Origin of the sequence: Solwaraspora sp. WMMB762 (genome assembly GCF_049179115.1) — a bacterium.
Taxonomy (GTDB): domain Bacteria; phylum Actinomycetota; class Actinomycetes; order Mycobacteriales; family Micromonosporaceae; genus Micromonospora_E.
Window position 1 is genome coordinate 56,243 of sequence record NZ_JBMHMD010000001.1, and the last position, 14,807, is coordinate 71,049.

Below are 14,807 nucleotides of genomic sequence, written 5' to 3' on the forward strand. Positions count from 1 at the left end.
AGCGCCCCAGCCGCGTCATGAGACGTCGACGACGACCGCTCCGCCGCCGAGCGCGGTGGTGTCGGCGTTGATCCGGCTGTCGTAGACGACGGTCCCGGTGTCCGCCTCCCGGATCCGGATCCAGAACCGGTCCCTGCCGCCGTCGCCCGGTACCGGCTCCCGCAGCGCCTCGTCGTTCAACCCGACCAGGTACTCGTAGTCGCCGGCACCGTTGACCGTGCCCCGGCCGTTGAACCGCACCTGTGGACCGTCGACGACGTACCCACGGTGGCTGGTGGCGGCGAACTCCCACTCGCCGAGGCGCAGCCGCAGCGCCGCCGGTCCCGGCCCGGTCGTTTCCGGCCCGGTGGCCGCGACGAACCCGAACTCGGCCCGCCCGGCCTGCTCCTCGTCGGCGACGTACGCCCCGGCCGGTGAGATGACCCAGCCGGAGCCGGCGACGTACCCGCCGCCGGCCCGGTGTACCGCCAGATAGCCACCGGTCAGGGTGTGCGCGGCAGCCCGGTCGTCGATCACCGTGACCGTCGGTCGGTACACCCCCGGTTCGGCGTAGGTGTGCGCCGCGACGCAGGCGGACCCGTCGATCGTGCCGGCGTCCACGGTGTCGTCGCCCCAGACCACCACGCAGCGGTGCGTGTCGTCCGTGCCGGAGTCGGTGAAGGTCGCGGTGACGCCGACCTCGGTGCCGGCCGCGACCGGACCGGCCGGACCGGTGACCGCGATCACCACCGGAGCGGTGTTGACCGGCCGGATCGGCGCGACGCTTTCCAAGGTCGGCACCACCGGGACGATGGAGCCGTCGTCGGCGAATTCCAGTCGGTCGATGGTCGTCTCCCGGTGGGTGCCGTCGCCGTCCGGGATGGCGAACCGGTGGTACGCCACGTACCAGTCGTCGGTGCCGGGGACACGCACAACCGAGTGGTGGCCGGTGCCCTTGATTCCCAACGACAGGTCCTTACGCAGGATGGTGCCGCGCCGCTCGCTCCACGGCCCGAGCGGCGAGTCACCGACGGCGTACGCCACCTGGTAGTCCTCGCTGCGGGTGTCGTTCTCCGACCACATGAAGTAGTAGCGACCGTCGCGCTTGATGACAAAGGCACCCTCGTTGTACCCGGCCGGCCGGTGCGAGGTCACCTTCGTCGGGTCGAACGACACCATGTCGTCGTTGAGTTCGACCTGGTAGGCGTAGCCGTTGCCCCAGTACAGGTAGGAGCGGCCGTCGTCGTCGGTGAAGACCGCCGGGTCGATCATCTGACCGGGGTAGGTGCCCGCCGGCACCAGCGGCTCGCCGAGCGCGTCGCGGAACGGCCCGGTCGGTGAGTCGGCGACGGCGACCCCGAGGTGCTTACCGGTGTCGCCGGTGGCCCTGCCGCCGCTGAAGTAGAAGTACCACTTGCCGTCGCGTTCGGCGATGGTCGGCGCCCAGGCGCTGTTGTCCGCCCAGGAGATGTCGGTCGCCAGGTCCAGGATGACCCCGTGGTCGGTCCAGTTCACCAGGTCCACCGAGGAGAACACCGAGAACTTCGTGCCGCTCCAGCCGGCGAAGCCGTCGGTGGTGGCGTAGAGGTAGAACCGGTCGCCGAAGACCGCGATGTTCGGGTCGGCGTACAGGCCGGGCAGCACCGGGGAGCGCATCAGCCCGGCCTCGACGGTCCAGGTCGCGGTGGAGCCGTCGGCTCCGGTGACCGTGTACGCCACCGGTGCGCTCAGGTCCCGGACGGTGCCCGACGCCGGTGCGACGCTGGCGCCGGGGGCCAGGGTGAACTCCGGGGCCAGGGCGGTCAGGTCGGTGTCCGGCCGGACCGGCAGGATCACCCGGCGGTCGTCGGCGTCGACGATCGCGTCCACCTTCAGCTGCGGCAGGGTCGCGTCGGTGATCGCCGCCGGGTCGCCGCCGAGGGCGTACACCTCGTCGGCGGTCAACGCCCGGCCGTAGATCCGGAAGTCGTCGACCTCACCGGCGAAGTACGGGTCCTCCCCGTACCGCGACCGTCCGATGTAGCCGGCGTTGCTGCCGGCGGCGTCGTGCAGGTCCGCCGGGCGTACGGCCACGTCGGTGGCCCGGGCGATCGCGACGCCGTCGAGATACATCACGGCGGTACGGGTGGCCGAGTCGACGGTCACCGCGAGGTGCTTCCACTTGCCGCCGGGCAACGCCGACGACGCCCGCAGCTGCTTCTCGGCCTGCCAGCTGCCGGTGGTGATCGCCGAGAACAGCACCCCGCCGGTGTTCGGGCCGCTGAACAGGTAACGGTTCCTGTCCGGCCCCAACCCGTAGATCCACTGGTTGGCGGTGCTGGAGGCGTCCCACTTGACCCAGGTCGCCACGGTGGTGCTGGTGACCCCGGCGAACACGCCGTTGGGGATCGTGACGTACGGCGCGGTGGTGGAGGTGCTGGCGCCGCCGCTCATCTTGAACGAGCCGCCGTGCACCCCGGTGCCGAACGCGGGAGTCCGCTCGTAGCGGCCGTGCCGGCCCTGCCCGGAGGCGTCGGTGGCGACGCTGCCGCCGGTCTCGTCGAACTCGTAGTGCAGCAGCAGCCCGTCGGTCGGCTCCGGCCCGGGGTCCGGTCCGTACGCGGCGAGCAGCGCGTCGTATTCGGCCTGGGTGACCGGCAGCACGGTGCCGTGCCGGGGGCTGGTCGGCAGCGCGTAGTCAGTCGACGGCGTCCACACCCCGGAGGCGAGGTCGGCGGTCTCGAACGGGAGGTAGCCGCGCCCGCCGAACTCGTCGATGAACAGGTACCACTTCTCCTCGGTGTTCGACTTGAAGATGGTGGGCCCTTCACCCTGGGACATCACGCCCTGGCCGATGCAGTCGGCCAGGAAGTCCCAGCTGGTGTCGCGCAGTGACGTCGATGTCTCGGCGAGGATGAACTTGCTGCACGGCGTCGACGACGAGTTGTTGCGTTCGTCCTTGGTGAACCGGTAGTAGACGCCGTCGTGGTCGATCACCGTCGAGTCGATGACCGAGTAGCCGGGGTCGACCCACACCTGCGGTTCGGAGAAGGTGTGGAAGTCGCGGGTGGTGGCGTACAACATCTTGTTGTAGGTGTTCCCGGTGTGGTCCGGGTCGTCGGCCGGGTAGAGCTTCGAGGCCCAGAAGACGACGTACGCGCCGATCGTCGGGTCGTAGTAGGTCTCCGGCGCCCAGGTGTTGCCGGCGGTGTCCGGGGAGACCTGGACGAGGCGCTGGTCGGTCCAGTTGACCAGGTCGGTGGACTCCCACACCATGATCGACTTGCTGCCGTGGCGCTGCGCGCCGTCCCAGTCGCCGTTGCCGTGGATCCGCAGGTCGGTGGCGATCTGGTAGAACTTGTCGCCGTCCGGGGAGCGGATGATGAACGGGTCCCGCAGGCCCTGCTCGCCCAGCGTGGAGGTGAGCACCGGCCGGCCGTCGTTGAGCTGCTGCCAGCGCAGCGGGTCGTTGCCCTGGCTGAGGGCGAAGTAGACCTGCTCGCCGTCGGCGGTGCCCTCGCCGGTGAAGTAGCTGAACAGGTAGCCGGTGCGGTCGGCCGGTGCCGGCAGTTCGGGGACGCTGGCGGTGAACTCGCGGGTGGCGCTGGCCGCGTTGCGGGTGACGGTGGCGGTCAGCGTGACGGTGGTGCCGCCGGCTCCGGGCGCGGGCCGGTGCACCACTCCGTCGGTGCCGACCACCGTCGGGTCGTCCGATGCCCAGGTCACGGCGGTGCCGTCGGCGCCCGTCGTGGGCAGGGTCAGGTTTCCGCGTACGTCGTCGACGTCGTGCACGGTCAGCGCTGCGGCGGCGTCGGCGACGATCCGCGCGTCGTCGAATTCAGCCAGTACGGTCACCTCGAAGCTCCTGGTGTCGGTGACGGTGCCCCGGCGCAGGGTGGCGGTGAGCGTGGCCTGGGCGTCTGGTTCGCCGACGGCCGGTCGGGTCACCGTACCGTCGGTGGCGACCACCGTCGGGTCGCTGGAGGTCCAGTCGATGCCCGAGCCGCCGGGCCCGGTGGCCGGCAGGGTGAGGTCGGCGGTGATCCGGCTGGTGTCGCCGAGGTCCAGCGCGGCCGCGTCGTGGGCGACGACCGCGGCGGCTGCGCGTTCCCCGAGCTGGGCGGCCTCGTCGGCGGTGACCGCCCGGTCGTAGATGCGGAAGTCACGCACCCGGCCGGCGAGGTGGCGGTCGCCGGTGTAGACCGAGCGTCCGATGTAGTTGGCGGTGGTGGCGCCGCCACCGATCGACGCCGGGGTGATGGTGACCGCGGTGTTGCGGCCGACCTCGACGCCGTCCTCGTAGAGCACTGCGGTGTTGCCGGTCTGGGTGTAGGTGAGGTGTTTCCAGACGCCCCGGGCGAGGTTGCGGGACGGGTTCGGTCGGGTGTTCTGCTCGGTGGACCAGTTGCCGCTGGCGATGGCGGCGCGGAACTGGTCACCGGTGGCGAACAGGTATCCGTCGCCGGTGCCGCCGCTGGTGTTGCCCATTCCGAAGATGAAATATGGGGTGACCTGGGCCGGGTCGATGAACACGTCCATCGCCACGGTGACCGAGTCGAGGTCGCGCAGCACGTCGTCGGGCAGGTCCACGTACGTGTCACTGCCGTTGAGGCCCAGGCCGTCGGCACCGGACCAGTCGGCGGCACCGTGCACGGTGCCGTGCCGGTCGTTGCCGGACGCGTCGGTGGCGACGGTTCCGGCGGTGGCGTCCAGCTCGTACCACAGGACGAGGCCGTCGGTGGGTCCGGCCGCGGTGGCGGTGGTCGGCCCGGCGGCCAGCAGACCGGTGGTGAGAGCGAGTGCGGCGAGCGACGCCAGGGCTGTTCGTCGTGGTCCGGTGGTACGCGGTCGAGCCCGCTGCGGCATGACTGTCTCCTCCTGGGAGGCGTCCGGTTTGCTGGGTTGACACTTGATATGAGCCGATGTTAGCGCTAACAATGTGCGTCGGGCGACACCCCGGTCAGCGTTCGCCCGATTCGTCGCCGTGACACGGCAGTTGCGAGAGTGTTAACCGGGGCGTACCTCGTCGTCAAGGGTCTGCCAGCCCCGGTCGTGCGTCGGTCGGCCGTAGCGGACGGTAGGGTCGCGCGGCATGAGGACGGTCTACACGTCAGCCGAACCCGACACCTTCCACCCCGCCCGGGAACGGCTGGTCGGCCAGGTCGGCAAGTGGGCGCGTCGGCAGCGGCGCACCGGGCTCGACCCGTTCGTGATCGAGACACTGCTGGAGCACCGGTGGAGTCACGGTGACGGTCTGCTCGGACGGTGGCACCCTGACGATCTCACCGCCGCTCTGCTCGACTGGTTTCCCCGACAGGTCACCATGCACCCGGACGACTGGGACGCCGTCGTGCCGAGCGTACGGGGATTCGTCGACTTCCTGTTCGACGAAGGGCTCGCCGACCGGCACTGCGCCGACCGGGACCTGCTGCACAAGACGCTCGACGAGCTGACCGGACCGGTCGCCGAGGCACTGGCCGACGAGCGGCGCTACGGTCCGGCGAAGTACTGGGCCACCCGGATGATGCGCGACGGCGTCGACCCGACCGACAACGCGGCCGCCCAGGCGTTCATCGCCGAGGTGCACGCCGGCCGGATCCCCGTCGACCGGGACCTGCTCAACCAGATCATGGCCAACCACCTGGCGGCGTCGGACCGCGCCCAACGCCCACCGACCCTGCCACTGGTGGTCGTCCCGGACGACGCCGAGCTGCGCCCGGCGGCCGAAGCGTCGACGATCCTGCACCGGGTCCGGCAGTTCGTGGCCTGGGTGGGCCAGGGCCGTACCCTGACCCCGAACGGCAACTTGCGGCTGGCCGACGCCCGGGAACTGATCCCGCTGCTCGGCACCGCAGACGTGATCGATCCGGCCATCGGTGACCGGGTGTTCAAGACCCGCAGCAGCGAGGAGCTGTACGGGCTCTCGGTCGTCGTCGCCTGGGCCCGGGCCGCTCGGGTGGTCCGGCCGGTCAAGGGCCGGCTCGTTCCGGTCAAGAGCGCGGCGAAGCTGCTGACCGACCCGCTCGCCCTGGCCAGGCGGCTGTACGCTGCGCTGCCCGAGATCGGGGCGGCGGTGTGCGGCAGCGGCTGGAGCGAATCGTTGATGCGGTGGCGGTTCGACGACGCCGTCGTCATCGCGGCGCTCACCCTCTACTCGTCCGCCGAACCGCTGCCGGTCCCGGCTCTGCGTGATCTGCTGCACCAGGCGCTGGAGGAGTCGATGCTGGTGCCGTATGGCGGCACCGAGGAGCAGCAGCAGGCCTGGCGCCAGTTCGCCCACAACGACGCCGACCGGCTGTTCGCGCAGCTGGCCGACCTCGGCGCGGTCCGGCTCACCGACGACGAGATCAGCCTGACGCCGCTCGGTGCCGCGTTGGTCAGGCACCACCTGCGCGAACAGGGCGTGGTGGTGCCGACCGTCGCGGACCTGCTGGACGAGACCGCCGAGGTGGTGGTGGCGGTCGCCGCCGACAGCGATCCGGACAGCGCCGACCGGCTGCTGACCGCCTGGTGCGCCAACCAGCCGCAGAGCGGTACCGCCGAGCTGCGGACGCTCGCCCGGCGTACCGACGACCGGACACACCGGCGTCTCGCCCGGTCCCATGCGGGGTAGCCGTCTGCCCGTCCGGCAGGTGGCGGGCGGCCTCTAGCATCCGGATCATGAGCTACCAACCGCCGGGGCCACCACCACCACCACCACCGTCACCCGCCGGGCCGAGCCGTGGTCGGCGGACGACCGTGATCATCGTCGCTGTCGTGCTCGCCGTCGTCCTGCTCTGCTGCGTCGGCGTCGCCGGGGGTGGCTTCTTGCTGTACCGGACCGTGTCGGCGGCCACCGAGCCGGCCCGCGACGCCACCACCGCCCACTTCGACGCGCTGTCCGCCGGCGACTACGCCGGCGCCTACCAGCGACTGTGCCAGGACCGCCGGGACACCCTGTCCGAGACGGAGTACGTCCGGCAGGAGTCCGCCGCCGGACAGATCGCCGGGTACGACATCGTCGGCGTCAACGTGTCGACCACCAACGGGCGGACATCCGGCACTGTCACCGTCGAAGTCACCTACGACGGTGGCGCGCAGCGGCAGGAGGCCGTCAGACTGGTCGAGGAGAACGGCGAATGGCGGGTCTGCCAGTGACACCCGACCACCTGCCACGACGGTGACGGAGGGCGGAGCGGGATGATCGAGGCACTGTTGCCAACCACGGCGGTCGCCCGCGAGGCGTTCGACGACAGCGTCCCGGTCACCCTGTTCCCCGAGGAGTCGGCGGTGCTCGGCAACGCGGTGGACAAGCGCCGCCGCGAGTTCGGCACCGCCCGCCGCTGTGCCCACGAAGCCCTCGCCGAGCTGGGTTTCCCCGGCGTACCGGTGCCGTCCGGCGCACGCCGCGAACCCCGCTGGCCGGCCGGGGTGGTCGGCAGCATCACCCACTGCGCCGGCTACCGCGCCGCAGTGGTGGCCCGGTCGGTCGACCTGACCACGGTCGGCATCGACGCCGAACCACACGAGCCGCTGCCCGCTGGAGTGCTGAACAGCATCACCGTTCCCGACGAACTCACCTGGCTGACCGCCCGCCGGGACACCCACCCGCAGGTGCACTGGGACCGGCTACTGTTCTGCGCCAAGGAAGCCGTCTACAAGGCGTGGTATCCGCTGGCGGAACGCTGGCTCGGCTTCGAGCAGGCGTACGTCGAGGCGACCCCCGGCTCCGGTGGCGCCGCCACCTCCGGCTCCGGCGCCGCCACCGACGGGGACTTCACCGCCCGGCTGCTGGTGCCCGGACCGGCGCTGCCCGACGGCACGCCGCTGACCGGGTTCACCGGCCGGTGGCTGACCCGTAACGGCCTGATCGTCGCCGCGATCAGCGTCCCGGCCGGCCCCGACGTCTGACCGTCACACCGCCCCAGAACGCCAACCCGTTGATGTGGATCCTCGGCCCGCCTGGGCTGCCCAGCCCGGCGGCCCGCTGACCGAAGTCGCCCATCAGGCCGACACCGGAGATCGACACCTCGGCGTCGTCCGGCACCACGATCTCGATCCCGCCCATGATCGCCCAGGCCCGGATCCGGATCGCGTTCGCATCGAGCCGCGCCTCCCGCAGATCGATCCGGCCGCCGCCCCAGAAGGCGAAAGCCCGCAGAATGCCCGGTGCCACCCACCGGCCACGCCGGTCGAAACCGCTCATCACCGCGATCGCCCACTGCGACGGCCGCGACGGCGCCAGACCGTGCTCGCCGCGCCGGGCCACCGCGTCGGACACCGCCCGGGGGATGTCCCGGGTCAGCGGCTCCAACTCCGCGTACGTCCGGGCGGCGTACACCCGGACCAGCCGTTCGTCCAACTCGGGCAGATCGATCCGGCCCTCGGCGGCCGCGGCCCGCAGCACCTCCGCCACCTGCTCGCGGTCGGCGTCGGAGGCCCGCAGCCCGTCAGGAGGCAGGTGGTCAGGTGGCAGCCGGTCAGGAAGGTCGCTCACGCCCACAGAGTACCGAGCGGCGCCGGGTCCGTCGGATCGGTCAGATAGCGCGTCAGCACCTCGGTGTGCAACGGGAACGCGAGCGTGACCGGCTCGGTCACCACCAGCCACTCGGTGGCCTCCTCGGTCGCCACCGACGCCGGCAACGTCTGCGCCGGACGGGGCGGCAGCACACCGAAGACCAGCAGACTGGCGCCGCTCGGCACGCTGCGTACCGCGTACAGCCGCACCTGGTCGGCCCGCCCGGTCAGGCCGGTCTCCTCGCGCAGCTCGCGGACCACCGCGTCACGCCAGTCCTCGCCGTACTCGATGAACCCGCCCGGCAGAGCCAGTTCGCCGCGCGCCGGTTCGATGTCGCGTCGCTGCACCACCACGCCGATCCCCTGTGGAGTCGTCACCGGCACCACGGCGACCGCCACCGGCGTCGGGTTGCGCCAGACCTGCTGCCCACAGTGGCCACAGGACCGGGGCCAGCCGGCGTCGGCCGGGTAGCGGGTACCGCAGGACGAGCAGAACGAGTAGGGCACGGCAGTCACAGCGCCCGACGATACGCCGGTCACCGGGCCCCGACCGCTGTCGCCTATCCGACCGCCGCCGGGCACCCGGCGCCGTCCCCGGTCGGGGATCCTGACGGCAGCAAACCGTACGGGGAGGTGTGCCGATGCTGTTCAGCGCGGCGTGCCCGGTCCGGGAGACCGAGCGGGACTGGATCGACGAGTCACTGTCCTGGCTGATCCGCGAGTTCGGCGAGCCGGCGCTGCGCGGACCGGTGGTGCTGCCCACCGACGAGTTCTTCCCCGGCGCCTACCACGGCAGCGAGGCAGACGTGGCGGCCGTGCTGCACCGCGTCGCATGGCACATGGCCGTCGACCCCGACCGGGTCGAGCTGGTCTTCGAGCCGGCCGACGACTCCGAAGCCGCGCTACTGGCCAGCCTGCCGGCGTACGCGCAGGCCGCTTCCGGCGCGGCCGGGCACTACGTACGTCGGGGCGGCCGGGGCGTGATCACCATCGCCGGGGCGCAGGCCTGCCAGCCGACGGCGCTGGTCGCCACCATCGCGCACGAGCTGGCCCACGAACGCCTGATCGGCGAGGGCCGGCACCGCCCCGACGCCGCCGACCACGAGCCGCTCACCGACCTCACCACTGTCTTCTTCGGACTCGGCATCTTCACCGCCAACGCCGCCTTCGACTTCCGGGGCCGGGCCGGCGGCTGGCAGTCGAGCCGGCTCGGCTATCTCACCGAGCCGATGTACGGCTACGCGCTGGGCCGGTACGCCTGGCTGCGCGACGACCTGCCGCCCCGCTGGGCCCGGCATCTGGACACCAACCCGCGCAGCTACCTGCGCCGGTCGCTGCGCTACCTGGACCGGCGGCGGTAGCTGCGTCACGTGGACCGGCGGCGGTAGCTGCGTCACGTGGACCGGCGGCGCTAGCTGCGTCACCTGGACCGGCGGCGGTAACCTGCGGCGATGCGGCACACCCTGGAGCCGAACACCCGGACCCTGCACGGCTACTTCTCACCCGGCTATCCGCCGGTGCTCACCATCGACCCCGGCGACACGGTCATCTTCCGTACCCTGGACTGCTGGTGGTCGGCCGGGCCGTACGCCGGCGGGCCGCACGACCAGCGGCCCCGGGTGCCGGCGTACCGGCCGGGGTTCGGCCATGCGCTGGTCGGGCCGGTCGCGGTGCGCGGTGCCCGGCCCGGGACGACCCTGTCGGTACGGGTCGACGAGGTACTGCCGGCCGAGTGGGGCACCACCCTCGCCGGCAGCGCGTTGACCCCGCACAGCGAGCGGTACGGGATCGCCGGCACCGAGACGGTGCACACCTGGCAGCTGGACCCGGTCGCCAACACCGGGCGCAACCAGCTCGGCCACACCGTGACGTTGCGGCCGTTCCTCGGGGTGCTCGGCATGCCGCCGGCGCAGCCCGGCGAGCATTCGACGATCCCGCCCCGGCGCTGCGGCGGCAACCTGGACTGCAAGGACCTGGTCGCCGGCAGCACCCTGCTGCTGCCGGTCACCGTCGACGGCGCGCTGTTCTCCGTCGGCGACGGCCACGCCGCCCAGGGCGACGGCGAGATCTGCGGTACGGCGATCGAATGCCCGATGGACCGGGTCCAGCTCACCTTCGATCTGGTCGACGACCGGCCGCTGACCGGCCCGGTGGCCCGGGTCGACGGTGCCTGGCTGACCCTCGGCCTGGGCGACACCCTCGACGCCGCCACCGCCGACGCGCTCGACGCGATGATCACCCTGATGTCCCGCCGGCACGGGCTGTCCCGGGGCGACGCGGTCGCCCTGGCCAGCGTCGTCGTCGACGTACGGGTGACGCAGATCGTCAACGGCGTGGTCGGCGTGCACGCCCGGCTCGCCGACGACGCCCTCCGCTGAGTGCCGCACCGGGTTGCTAGTAGCCGACGGTGAGCCAGGAGCGGTGCGTCGTGGGAGCCTCGATCTCGTCGGCGAACGCACAGGCGTAGTCCTCGACGCCGATCGCCGAACGGCCGTTCGCGTCGGACACCAGCGCGGTCCGGCTCGTCCGGTACGTGCCTCGGCGGGTGCCGGGCGCATGCGGGCCGAACTCGGCGGCGGGCACCAGCACGAACCAGTCGATCTCGCCGGGGGACGCCTCCAGCGTGTCGAGTGCCTGCTGGTGGGCGGTGACGCGGGGCCGCAGCGCGTCGGGGAACGAGTCGGTGTCGCCGAGGCGAGGCCCTCCCGTCCGCAGCGGCAGGACGGCCGAGCCACCCACGATGCCCAGCCGGACGCGACGGTGGACAGCGGGAAGCAGCGCCCGGACGCTGGCGACGATCCCACCCTCGGCACTGAGCGCCGGCAGGGCCACGGCGAGGACGTCGGCGTCGCTGGTCATCCGCGCCGCGAAGGAGGGGTCGTACACGGTGCCGGTGACACAGGAGACACCCGCCGGCCAGGTGCCCGCTGCGCTGCGCGAGACGGCGACGACGTCGTGGCCGCGCGCCGCGAACTCCCGGACGAGGGCGGAGCCGGCGAAGCCGGTGCCCACAACGACGATTCTCATCTGACGGTCTCCTGGTGGTGATCAGCTGGGGCGGGTGCTGCTGTGCAGGTGCGCGACACCCACTGTCGGCGTCGGGACCGCCGTTGCCAAACACAGCGTTAGCCGCTTACCATTTGTTAGTGACGGCATCTCATGACAGCCGGGTCAGCGAAAAGGCGTGCGGAGAGTTCCGTCGGGTGGCCGAGTTCGCGGGCCGCAAGTGGAACGCCGCGATCCTGATGAGCCTGCATCGCGGCCATCAACGCTTCTCGGAACTGCGCGCCAACGTCGACGGCATCTCGGACCGGCTCCTCTCCGCGCGGCTGCAGGAACTGACCCGGGAAGGGCTCGTCCGCAAGGAGGTGACCCCCACATATCCGGTGCAGGTGCGGTACTCCCTCAGCGACGCCGGCCGGGAGCTGATCCAGGTGCTGCATCCACTGGTCAGCTGGGCACACCGCTGGGGTTGGGGGGCAGCCGCCGCAGCACCAGCAGGCCGCCGACGCCGGGCAGCAGACTGAGCAGCCGGGTCGATCGCGGCGCGGCCGGCTGCTGCGCGGTGGCGACGACCACCAGCAGGTACGCCGCCCCGTGGGCCGGGCCGAGCAGCGACGACACCGCCGACCAGTGCACTGTCACCAGGTTGGCCAGCATCACGATCAGGGTTGCGAGTTCGACTCCGGCGGCGATGCGCAACAGCCGCAGACTGCCCGACACCCTCACACCCCCGTGGTCGAGCCGGGACGGACGATCATCAGCACCGTGACGGTCGCCCAGAGCAGGTTGAACACCCCGGTGTACGCCGCCAGCCGCCCCGGGGCCGCCCCGGCTTTCGTCGCGTCGACTCCGGTCAGCAGCGTCGCCTGGCGGGGCAGGACCCGCAGCACCAGCAGCGCGGCGGCGATCGCGGTGAGCGCGATCGACACCAGCAGCCAGGCGTCGGTGAGCACCCCGAGGCTGGTGGCGGTGGCCAGGCCGAAGACCGGCACGACGATCCCGACGGCGGCGTACACCCGGCAGATCCGGTGCAGCGTCCGCAGCGTCGTGCGGGCGGCGGCGTCGTGCGGGTCGGCGATCGCCCGCCGGGCGGCGGCCGGGAACATGCTGGCCGCGACGGTCACTGGGCCGATCGCCACGATCGCCGCTAGCACATGTACGGAGAGCAGAAATTTCGTCACGACGCGACGGTATGGGTGGTTTCGTGACGCGAGGAGTGGCAGGAAGGACACAGGTCAACGGATTCTCGCCACGGCCGGCGTACCGTCCTCGGCATGCACCGGATCGCGATCCTCGCCCTCGACGGGGTGATCCCGTTCGACCTGTCCACCCCGATCGAGGTGTTCAGCCGGCTGCGGCTGCCCGACGGCCGGGCCGCCTACCAGGTGGTGGTCTGCGCGGCCACCGCCGAGGTGGACGCCGGCGCGTTCACTCTGCGGCCGGCCGCCGACCTGACCGCGCTGGCCGCCGCCGACACGGTGATCGTCCCCGGCTGCGCCGACCTGTCGGCCCCGGTGCCGCAGCCGGTACTGGCCGCGCTACGGGCCGCCGCCGACGCCGGCACCCGGATCGCCTCGATCTGCTCCGGCGCGTTCGTCCTGGCCGACGCCGGCCTGCTCGACGGCCGACCGGCCACCACCCACTGGCGGGCCGCCGCCGACCTGGCCGCCCGCTACCCGGCCGTCCGGGTCGACCCGGACGTGCTCTACGTCGACGATGGGCAGATCCTCACCTCCGCCGGGGCCGCCGCCGGCCTCGACCTATGCCTGCACCTGGTCCGCCGCGACCACGGCTCGGCGGCGGCGGCCGACGCCGCCCGGCTGTCGGTGATGCCGCTGGAACGCAGCGGCGGGCAGGCCCAGTTCATCCCCGCCCAGTCACCACCGGCACCGCCCGAGCCGGCGATCGAGCCGCTGCTGAGCTGGCTGCGTGAACAGGCGGCCGAACCGTTGACGCTGGCCCGGATCGCCGACCGGGCCGGAATGAGCTCCCGGACCCTGAACCGACGCTTCCGCGAACACACCGGCGTCCCGCCGCTGCGCTGGCTGCAGGAGGCCCGGATCCGGCAGGCCCAGCACCTGCTGGAAGCCACCGACGACGGGGTCGAGCAGATCAGCCGCCGGGTCGGCTTCGGTTCACCGACCGCGTTCCGGGACAGCTTCAAACGGATCGTCGGCACCAGCCCGTACGCCTACCGGGGCGCCTTTCGTCAGCCTCAGCAACTTATGGTCCGTGGTATGTCGTCAAGAGTCGGGCCGGCCGTAGGATCGGGCTGAGGAGGTGCGGCAATGGCGAGGGCAGAAGGTGCGCCGGTTGGTTCGCGGTACGCCGACCAGCGGCACTACGTCATCCCCGCGCGCCTGGCCGATCTGCGGGGGCCGGTGACCGGGGTGGTGACTCTTGATCGCTGGTTGGACTGGTCCGGTGACAGTGACTACGACCTCGACGACGCCGGTGATCTCCAGCTGATGTATCAGACGGTGCTGAACCAGGCTGCCAGTGTTGCTGATTTGAACCGGTGGCTCGACGCGGACACGTTACGTCAAGTGTGGCCACGCTTGTGGCTGCCAGCGCGGCTGCGCGCGCTGTGGCAGGCGCGGTTCCCTGAACTGGCCGCCCCGCCGCGGACGCTGGCTGGCTGATCATGGAAGAGGTCCACCTCCGGCTGGCGGAGATCGGGCTCCGGGTCGCTGGTCATTATGGTTTCGCCCTAGCGGGCGGTTATGCCGTGCAGGCGCACGGGATCCTCGACCGACCGAGTGAGGACATCGACCTGTTCACCGCCTGGGAACGGCGCGACGACTTCGAGGTCGCGGTCGACGCGGTTGTCACGGCCTACCGTTCGGGCGGCTACGCCGTCGAGATCACCCAGCAGTTCGAGACCTTCGCCCGGCTGGCGGTTACCGAACCTGTTGAACCTGACCGGCCGTACAAGGTCGAACTCGCCGCGAACTGGCGTGCGTTGCCGCCGGTGACCATGGACATCGGTCCGGTCCTGCACATCGACGATGTCGTCGCAGGAAAAATGTCTGCCCTGTTCACCCGCGCCGAACCGAGAGATTTCCTCGACGTCGATGCTGCCGTGCAGACTGGTCGGTACTCCCGTGAGCGAATCCTCGAACTTGCCGAGCAGGCCGATGCTGGGTTCGACCGACGGATTCTCGCCGATCTGTTCGACATGCTGCCGCGCTACCCGGACCGCCGCTTTGCGGCCTACGGCACTGTTCCACAGGACATCGCAGCGATGCGCGGGCGATTCGCGGACTGGCGCGAGCAACTCCTCGGCGAGCCGCAGGAGCCCACGTAGCAGGAGTCGAGGGAGTTGCCAGTCAGTCGACCGATGAACGGCG

At 71.6% G+C, this 14,807-nt stretch carries 15 protein-coding genes; 9 read left to right on the top strand and 6 right to left on the bottom strand.

Annotated features, from left to right (window positions below; translation table 11 throughout):
• Positions 1 to 15: 15 nt before the first annotated feature.
• Positions 16 to 4,824 (bottom strand): family 43 glycosylhydrolase, encoded by a 4,809-nt coding sequence (locus ACN27J_RS00290; protein ID WP_421362120.1) that lies wholly within the window; start codon positions 4,822 to 4,824, stop codon positions 16 to 18.
• 226 nt (positions 4,825 to 5,050) lie between these two features.
• Here ACN27J_RS00290 and ACN27J_RS00295 point away from each other — a divergent pair, with 226 nt between their 5' ends.
• The 3 genes from ACN27J_RS00295 to ACN27J_RS00305 are packed head-to-tail and all read left to right on the top strand — an operon-like array spanning position 5,051 to position 7,848.
• Positions 5,051 to 6,571 carry a hypothetical protein gene (locus ACN27J_RS00295; RefSeq protein WP_421362122.1) on the top strand — a complete coding sequence of 507 codons (1,521 nt, stop codon included), beginning with the start codon at positions 5,051 to 5,053 and terminating at the stop codon, positions 6,569 to 6,571.
• 47 nt (positions 6,572 to 6,618) lie between these two features.
• On the top strand, positions 6,619 to 7,095 hold the full coding sequence (locus ACN27J_RS00300; protein WP_421362125.1) for a DUF4878 domain-containing protein: 477 nt from the start codon (positions 6,619 to 6,621) through the stop codon (positions 7,093 to 7,095).
• A gap of 42 nt (positions 7,096 to 7,137) precedes the next feature.
• Positions 7,138 to 7,848: a 4'-phosphopantetheinyl transferase family protein gene (locus tag ACN27J_RS00305; protein ID WP_421362128.1), complete on the top strand. Its 711-nt coding sequence runs from the start codon at positions 7,138 to 7,140 to the stop codon at positions 7,846 to 7,848.
• Here the strand turns inward: ACN27J_RS00305 and ACN27J_RS00310 are convergent.
• Together ACN27J_RS00310 and ACN27J_RS00315 are read right to left on the bottom strand one after the other, a co-directional pair.
• Positions 7,820 to 8,434 (bottom strand): DUF1707 SHOCT-like domain-containing protein, encoded by a 615-nt coding sequence (locus ACN27J_RS00310; RefSeq protein WP_421362130.1) that lies wholly within the window; start codon positions 8,432 to 8,434, stop codon positions 7,820 to 7,822. The two genes, ACN27J_RS00305 and ACN27J_RS00310, sit on opposite strands and share 29 nt — an antisense overlap.
• The gene (locus tag ACN27J_RS00315) at positions 8,431 to 8,970 is read right to left on the bottom strand and encodes an NUDIX domain-containing protein (RefSeq protein ID WP_421362131.1); all 540 of its coding nucleotides are present in this window, start codon (positions 8,968 to 8,970) and stop codon (positions 8,431 to 8,433) included. The genes ACN27J_RS00310 and ACN27J_RS00315 overlap by 4 nt, the downstream gene beginning before the upstream one ends.
• Before the next feature lie 125 nt (positions 8,971 to 9,095).
• On the opposite strand from ACN27J_RS00315, the gene ACN27J_RS00320 reads away from it, so the two are divergent.
• On the top strand, positions 9,096 to 9,815 hold the full coding sequence (locus tag ACN27J_RS00320; protein ID WP_421362133.1) for a hypothetical protein: 720 nt from the start codon (positions 9,096 to 9,098) through the stop codon (positions 9,813 to 9,815).
• A gap of 90 nt (positions 9,816 to 9,905) precedes the next feature.
• The gene (locus ACN27J_RS00325) at positions 9,906 to 10,832 is read left to right on the top strand and encodes an acetamidase/formamidase family protein (protein ID WP_421362135.1); all 927 of its coding nucleotides are present in this window, start codon (positions 9,906 to 9,908) and stop codon (positions 10,830 to 10,832) included.
• A gap of 16 nt (positions 10,833 to 10,848) precedes the next feature.
• On the opposite strand, the gene ACN27J_RS00330 is transcribed toward ACN27J_RS00325, so the two are convergent.
• A complete protein-coding gene (locus ACN27J_RS00330; RefSeq protein WP_421362137.1) occupies positions 10,849 to 11,481 on the bottom strand; it encodes an NAD(P)-dependent oxidoreductase in 633 nt (210 codons plus the stop codon).
• A 119-nt stretch (positions 11,482 to 11,600) separates the two neighbouring features.
• Between ACN27J_RS00330 and ACN27J_RS00335 the strand changes: the two genes are divergently transcribed.
• Positions 11,601 to 11,981 (top strand): winged helix-turn-helix transcriptional regulator, encoded by a 381-nt coding sequence (locus ACN27J_RS00335; RefSeq protein WP_421362139.1) that lies wholly within the window; start codon positions 11,601 to 11,603, stop codon positions 11,979 to 11,981.
• Here the strand turns inward: ACN27J_RS00335 and ACN27J_RS00340 are convergent.
• On the bottom strand, positions 11,905 to 12,177 hold the full coding sequence (locus tag ACN27J_RS00340; RefSeq protein ID WP_421362141.1) for a DUF3817 domain-containing protein: 273 nt from the start codon (positions 12,175 to 12,177) through the stop codon (positions 11,905 to 11,907). The genes ACN27J_RS00335 and ACN27J_RS00340 overlap by 77 nt on opposite strands.
• 2 nt (positions 12,178 to 12,179) lie before the next feature.
• Positions 12,180 to 12,638 (bottom strand): hypothetical protein, encoded by a 459-nt coding sequence (locus ACN27J_RS00345; RefSeq protein WP_421362144.1) that lies wholly within the window; start codon positions 12,636 to 12,638, stop codon positions 12,180 to 12,182.
• Positions 12,639 to 12,731: 93 nt separating this feature from the next.
• On the opposite strand from ACN27J_RS00345, the gene ACN27J_RS00350 reads away from it, so the two are divergent.
• Genes ACN27J_RS00350 through ACN27J_RS00360 form a run of 3 tightly spaced genes read left to right on the top strand, consistent with a single transcriptional unit; the run spans position 12,732 to position 14,764 of the window.
• The gene (locus ACN27J_RS00350; protein WP_421362146.1) at positions 12,732 to 13,733 is read left to right on the top strand and encodes a GlxA family transcriptional regulator; all 1,002 of its coding nucleotides are present in this window, start codon (positions 12,732 to 12,734) and stop codon (positions 13,731 to 13,733) included.
• Positions 13,734 to 13,745: 12 nt separating this feature from the next.
• Entirely contained in the window at positions 13,746 to 14,099 is a 354-nt protein-coding gene (locus ACN27J_RS00355) for a hypothetical protein (RefSeq protein ID WP_421362147.1), read from the top strand.
• Between the two features lie 2 nt (positions 14,100 to 14,101).
• Entirely contained in the window at positions 14,102 to 14,764 is a 663-nt protein-coding gene (locus tag ACN27J_RS00360; RefSeq protein WP_421362148.1) for a nucleotidyl transferase AbiEii/AbiGii toxin family protein, read from the top strand.
• Positions 14,765 to 14,807 lie beyond the last annotated feature (43 nt).

Coding starts and splice junctions, on each gene's coding strand:
- ACN27J_RS00290 (WP_421362120.1), bottom strand. CDS start 4,824: ATGCCGCAGCGGGCTCGACCGCGTACCACCGGACCACGACGAACAGCC.
- ACN27J_RS00295 (WP_421362122.1), top strand. CDS start 5,051: ATGAGGACGGTCTACACGTCAGCCGAACCCGACACCTTCCACCCCGCC.
- ACN27J_RS00300 (WP_421362125.1), top strand. CDS start 6,619: ATGAGCTACCAACCGCCGGGGCCACCACCACCACCACCACCGTCACCC.
- ACN27J_RS00305 (WP_421362128.1), top strand. CDS start 7,138: ATGATCGAGGCACTGTTGCCAACCACGGCGGTCGCCCGCGAGGCGTTC.
- ACN27J_RS00320 (WP_421362133.1), top strand. CDS start 9,096: ATGCTGTTCAGCGCGGCGTGCCCGGTCCGGGAGACCGAGCGGGACTGG.
- ACN27J_RS00325 (WP_421362135.1), top strand. CDS start 9,906: ATGCGGCACACCCTGGAGCCGAACACCCGGACCCTGCACGGCTACTTC.
- ACN27J_RS00330 (WP_421362137.1), bottom strand. CDS start 11,481: ATGAGAATCGTCGTTGTGGGCACCGGCTTCGCCGGCTCCGCCCTCGTC.
- ACN27J_RS00350 (WP_421362146.1), top strand. CDS start 12,732: ATGCACCGGATCGCGATCCTCGCCCTCGACGGGGTGATCCCGTTCGAC.
- ACN27J_RS00355 (WP_421362147.1), top strand. CDS start 13,746: ATGGCGAGGGCAGAAGGTGCGCCGGTTGGTTCGCGGTACGCCGACCAG.
- ACN27J_RS00360 (WP_421362148.1), top strand. CDS start 14,102: ATGGAAGAGGTCCACCTCCGGCTGGCGGAGATCGGGCTCCGGGTCGCT.